The following is a 1,278-nucleotide window of genomic DNA, read 5'->3' as shown; positions in this document are numbered from 1 at the left end:
CCACCGCGGTCACCGCGACCACTGCGGCGACCGCGACCACCAGCACAGCCGTAGTGGCGATCAGCGCGACGGCGGTGGCCAGGATCTTCACGGCACTGGACGGTTGACTGCAGAAGCATGATCAACTTGGCGTCTGCGAGCCACTCCGCTTCGGAGGTGCCCGCCCTCGTTGACGTCTGCTTGTCTCAGCCGGGGTATTGGCAGGTGAGCGGCGATCTGGAACCGGCGACCGCGACGCGTGCCCAAATCGCGGAGATGCTGGCGGCGGAGGCCGACGCCGACGGCAGCGAGACCGTGGTCGGCCGCGACCCGACCGGCCAGGTCGTCGGCTTCGCCCACCTGTTGCTGCGCCACCCGGTCGACGGTCACCCGTGGATCGGCCTGTTGATGGTCGACGCACGACTGGGCCGCCAGGGCCACGGCCGGGGATTGGTCCGGGCGATCGAGGATCGCCTGCGAGCGACCGCCGCGACCGCCGTCCGCATTGGCGTCCTGGTCGCCAACACGGACGCACAGCCGTTCTGGGCAGCGCTCGGCTATCGCCGAATCGACCTGCGCCCCGACCGGGCGAAGGGCCGCCCCACCCTGATCATGGAAAACGCCCTGTAAACCCGGCACCACCCGACACCAAGACAGCGTCTGCGCGGCCTCCCGACGACAGCCCGCCGCCCACACCACACCACGCGACGCAACGCTCGCGCCCACGGGCTGCCGGCCACGGGCTGCCGGCCACGGGCTGCCGGCCACGGGCTGCCGGCCACGGGCTGCCGGCCACGGGGAAGCCCCGCCGACAGGTTGCCTCGACAAGAAGGCTCGACGGAATGTGCACCGCTCACCAGGCCGGCGCGCACGACAGCCGGCCATCCGGCCGCGGATGGCCTCTACCTGTGCGATGGCGGCGGGCAAGCCGACGGCGGGCCGGGCTGTGGCGCTCGCGCACGCGACGGCTCCGTGACGGGCCACGCTCCGGCGACCGACTACTCCGTGACGGGCCGATCTTGACGAGTTGCTGATTCGAAGGCGACGTAACTCAACAAGATCGCGGGTGGCCGGGCGGCGAAGCCGGTTCATAAGGCGCCGGGTCGGGCTTGACGCAGAAAACTGTCGATTTCGTGCGCATGGCGTGCAGCAGATTTACAAGATCGCGGGCTGCAGCCGCCGGCTTGGTGGGCGAGGCGGCTTGGCTTGCGGTGGGCGACAGCGACAGCGACAGCGACAGCGACAGCGACAGCGACAGCGACAGCGACAGCGACAGCGACAGCGACAGCGACAGCGACA

Annotated in this window: 2 protein-coding genes; one reads left to right on the top strand and one right to left on the bottom strand. The window is 70.5% G+C overall.

The genetic code is table 11. The features are described 5' to 3' along the window. Positions 1-204: 204 nt before the first annotated feature. Complete coding sequence (locus tag Adu01nite_RS40455) at positions 205-609, top strand: GNAT family N-acetyltransferase (RefSeq protein ID WP_203734655.1); 405 nt, start codon at positions 205-207, stop codon at positions 607-609. Positions 610-1,030: 421 nt separating this feature from the next. Here the strand turns inward: Adu01nite_RS40455 and Adu01nite_RS40450 are convergent. Beyond that, positions 1,031-1,278 (bottom strand): hypothetical protein (locus tag Adu01nite_RS40450; protein WP_203734654.1); only part of this gene is annotated, 248 nt, incomplete at its 5' end.

This window comes from Paractinoplanes durhamensis, assembly GCF_016862175.1.
GTDB classification, from domain to species: Bacteria; Actinomycetota; Actinomycetes; order Mycobacteriales; family Micromonosporaceae; genus Actinoplanes; species Actinoplanes durhamensis.
This window is presented reverse-complemented; position numbering and strand designations above follow the sequence as displayed.